Annotated in this window: 1 protein-coding gene and 1 pseudogene; both read right to left on the bottom strand. The window is 74.2% G+C overall.

Features of this window, described 5'->3' with window-relative positions:
* Nucleotides 1–114: 114 nt before the first annotated feature.
* Nucleotides 115–2,187 (bottom strand): dynamin family protein, encoded by a 2,073-nt coding sequence (locus ACFXA3_RS37545; RefSeq protein ID WP_385194915.1) that lies wholly within the window; start codon nucleotides 2,185–2,187, stop codon nucleotides 115–117.
* A pseudogene (locus ACFXA3_RS37540) lies at nucleotides 2,187–4,072 on the bottom strand (hypothetical protein); the annotation flags it as partial. The pseudogene ACFXA3_RS37540 and the gene ACFXA3_RS37545, both read right to left, overlap by 1 nt.

Genomic DNA, 4,072 nt, shown 5'->3' with positions numbered 1-4,072 from the left:
GTGTCCCGGCGGCCCGGAGGGGGGGGGGGGGCGGGGCGGCGCGGCGCGGGGGGGCCCCGCCGCGCCCCCCCGCGGGCCGGGCGGTGGGGGCCGGCGCGGTCGTCCGCGTTCCGGCTACGCCTGTTCGCGCTCCGCGTCGGAGACGAACGGCTGCAGGAAGCTCGCGATGTGCTGCTCGACGTCGGTGATCCGCTGCTCGAACGCGTAGAGCTGGTCCCGCATGCCCGCCTTGGCCTGCTCGTCCTGCCGGGACTCCTCGATGTTGCGCTGGACGATGCCGATGAGGTCCTGGAGCTGGATGTGGAGCGTTCCGCTGATGCCGCCCCACATCTCGCGCAGGTCGGCCGAGCGGCTGCCCGCGTACTGGCGGGCGGTCTGGGCGGCCGAGTCCTTCACGTGGGCCGCGAACTCCTCGGCCGCGCGCGTCTGCAGCTTGCCGTCGGCGAAGAAGACCGCCCCCGAGGCCAGCAGCGGCCCGATGGCGGCGCCGATGGCCACCGCCACGCCGACGGGCGGGACGGCCAGGCCCAGGCTGATCAGACCGGCCGCCGCGGCCGCCGTCGTCCCGCCGGCGACCACCGCGCCGCCGCCCGCGCCGAGCGCCATGAGCGAGCTGGGGCGGAACATCAGCGGCACGTCGTCGCGGCGGCGGGGCCCGTCGCGTCCGTTGCCCTTGCCCGCCGCGATCGCCAGCGTGTAGATCAGGTAGTTCTGGTCGCGTTCCGACTGCGAGCCGGTGAGTTCCGCACGGAGCTTGTCGAGGAGGTTCGCGTGCGCCCGGATCAGCGGTTCGAGCTGGCGCACCAGATCGGCCTGCCGCTGCTCGATGATCTGGTCGAGCTCCTGGGCGCAGAAGACCTGCATGCGTTCCTGGAGCTGGACCGTGTACGCGTCCATCAGCTCGTGCTGGGCGGCGACGCGGCCGCTCTTGGTGAAGGACCGGATGGCCCGGCTCAGGCGCCCCGGGCCGCTCGTGAGGTGCCACTCGCCGATCTCGCGGCTGATCTCGGTCAGGAACGCGGCGAACCTCAGCTGGAGTTCGTTCTCGATGCCCTGGATCTTGCCGCCGACGATGTCGCGGATCGCGTCGGCGCTGGCGCGCAGCTGGTCCTGGGTGGACTGGCTGCGGTCGAGGAGCTCGCGCAGCTCCGCCGTCGACTTCATCAGGATGGCGCCCTCGTCGTGCAGCCGCACCCGCAGGTTGACGGCGTTGTGGCGCAGGAACTCGGCGAGCCGGACGAACTTCACCCGGGCCGCGTCGCGCATGCAGAAGACCTCCAGCGCGGACTCCAGCGCTCCGATCCCCGAGGCCGCCAGCTGCGCTTCGTCGCCGTCGATCCGTGCCCGCAGGGCCTGCAGGGCGCTGACGAAGTAGACGTTGGCGGCGGCGGAACCGGATTCCCCGGCGAGCTCGGCGACCGCGTTGCGGCAGCGGCTCATCACTTCCGCCCGTTCCTCCTCCTCGATCCGGTCGAACTGGTTCACCACGAAGAAGATGTCGCGGTGTCCCAGCTTCCTGACCCGGGTGAGGTAGTTCTCGGTCTCGTGGAGGGTGAACGGCCGTCCCGCGTCGGTGACGAACACGACGGCGTCCACCTCCTCCAGGTAGCGCAGGGTCACCAGTTCGCGGTCGGAACTCTCGTTGATCCCGGCCGAGTCCACGATCTCGACGGACCTGCGCAGCAGCTCCAGCGGCTGCTCGACGACGGCCAGTGCGAAGGACGGGGGCCTGGGTGCGCCGTGCGCGTCGATCTGGAGGGCGACCTCGCGCTTGAACTCCTCGGTCGTGACGGCCGTTTCGGCGCCCCGGCGGTCCCCGTCCCGGTACAGCCAGGCGCGCTCGGTCTCGCCCCAGCGCAGCACGGTGGTGAAGGCGGTCGCCGGATTGGCCTTGGTGGGCAGCAGCCGCTTGCCCAGCAGGGCGTTGATCAGGGTGCTCTTGCCGCTGCTGAACTCGCCGAGCACCATGATGCGGAAGGTCTCGCGCTCGAAGACCGCCCCGTTGATGCCGAGGTCCAGCGGTCCGCCCGGGGTGCCGGGCGGGGCGATGACGACGGCGGCCTCGCCGGCCACCTGCTGGAGGCGCTGGTAGTACGAGCGCAGCGTTCCGATGTTCTCGCTCCAGCCGCGGAACTGCGCGGCCGGTGATTCCTGCCCGGCCGCGGGCCGCCGGTTCTCGTGCGCCATCAGGCCCCTTCCAGGGGTGAGAGGTGGGCGTGCACGGAGCGGCTCAGCGTCCGCGCCGTGCTCTGCAGTGAACGCCAGTGGTCCAGGGACTCGGGCCGGGCGGCCACGGCCGTGGTGTGCAGCCGCCACCACTGCTCGTCGCGCTCCCGCGCCCGGCTCAGCAGCTGGTCGTACACCTGGCCGATGCGCGCCTCGGTCCGTGCGACCTGCTCCGTGAACGCCGCCTGGACGATGCGCTCCAGGTCGTCGATGGCGCGCTCACGGCGCTCCGCCTGGCCGTGTTCGAGCGCCTCCGTCACCAGCGCCGTACCGGCCGCGCCCGCGATCTGCCCCACGACCTCGGCGGACATCGGCGTGAGCACGCTCTCGATGGCGGTGCCGACGAACTCCGGCAGCCAGGAGGCGTCCCAGCCGGTGGCGCTGCGCGACTCCGCGGCGGCGGCCTCCTCGGCGACTCCCGGCAGGGCCGCGGCCGGTACGACCCGCCCGGCGCCGGGGGCGGCCAGCCCCTGGAACAGTTCCTCACCGGGCCGGTTGCGGAGCAGGACGGCGCGCAGCCGGCGGATGTCTTCTCCGAGCGCCCCGTCGACGGCCTCGGTGATCCACGCCTCGAAGTGCTGGAGGGCCTCGGCGGTGTACGGGATCGCGTGGAGGCGGATGAAGTGCTGCTCCTCCGGTGTGTCCAGCATGCCGGAGAAGCGCGCGGCGAGTTCGCGCGCCGCGGCGGCCCGCCGCCTGCGCGCCTCGGCGGCGATCGTCTGGACGAGGGTGGCGCGCCATTCCCCCGCGTCGGCGCTGAGCACGATCCAGTGGAAGCGGGCGCTCTCGTGGGCCGTGTGCCAGATCTGGGCGGCCCGTGCCCGGACCGGGTCGGGCCGGTGCACGTCCGCGAGCGCCCGCCCGGCGGCCTCCTCCACGAGGGCGCAGGTGGCGGCCAGGAGGTGCAGTCTGCGGATGGTCCGCAGCGCCCGGCGCAGCCGGATCCCGGCCAGGTGGCCCAGGACGGCGCGGAGCGGGCCGACGCCGTCGGACTCCCCGCCCCCGGGGGCGGCGGCGGGTGCGGGGAGCGGTCCGGGCGCGGGAAGCGGTCCGGGCAGCACCAGCGCCTCGGGGGCCAGGACCGAGACGAGGTGGCTGACGCGGCGCATGATGTCGGCCGCCTCGTCGTCGACCTCGGCGAGCTTGGTGACGACGACGGCGAGCGGAGGGCTGTGCGGGGCGGCGGCGAGGGCCTTGATCCGGGCCTGTTCGGTGGCGAGCATCGCGCGGCGCGCCTCCGTGACGACGACCACCACGTCGCAGTCGCCGACGATCCGGGCGAGGGCGGCGGTGTCGGGCTGCCGGATCCCGGACCAGCCTTCCCAGCCGGGGGTGTCGACGAGCTCCACCCCGGTACGGGCCGCCCAGGCCCCGGAGGGGACCTCGACGCGTACGGTGCGCAGGCCGGCCGGCCCCGGGTCACCGGAACCCGGGGGGTCCGCGGGAGCCCCCGGTCCGGTGAACTGGCCGGATTCCGCCGGTCCGGCGGGGTCCGTGGAACCGTCGGGCCCCGCGGCCCCTCCGCATTCCCCCCGCTCACCGGACTCCCCGGACTCCCCGGGCTCCCCCGGCTGTCCCGGCTGCTCCGGCTGCTCCGGCTGTGCGACGTACGGGCGCACCACCACGGGCGGCCCGTCCGTCGGGTGCACGGACACCGGCACGCACACCGCGCCGATCAGCTCGTTCACGAGGCGGGACTTCCCGACGTTGCTGCCGCCGATGACGCAGATCCGGGCCCGCGGGGATTCCGCGCGGCGGGCCGTGCGGCGGATCAGCGAGGCTGCGGAGTCCGCCCCGGCCCGGTCCGCCAACAGGGCCACCTGCTCGGCGAGTTCCCCCTGCCTGT

This window comes from Streptomyces sp. NPDC059456, assembly GCF_042750055.1.
GTDB lineage: Bacteria > Actinomycetota > Actinomycetes > Streptomycetales > Streptomycetaceae > Streptomyces.
The sequence above is the reverse complement of the archived record's forward strand: the minus strand, read 5'-3'. Positions and strand labels throughout refer to the sequence as shown.

What these genes read in the sequence shown, in the direction of transcription:
- ACFXA3_RS37545 (WP_385194915.1), bottom strand. Translation starts at nt 2,187, where the DNA reads ATGGCGCACGAGAACCGGCGGCCCGCGGCCGGGCAGGAATCACCGGCC.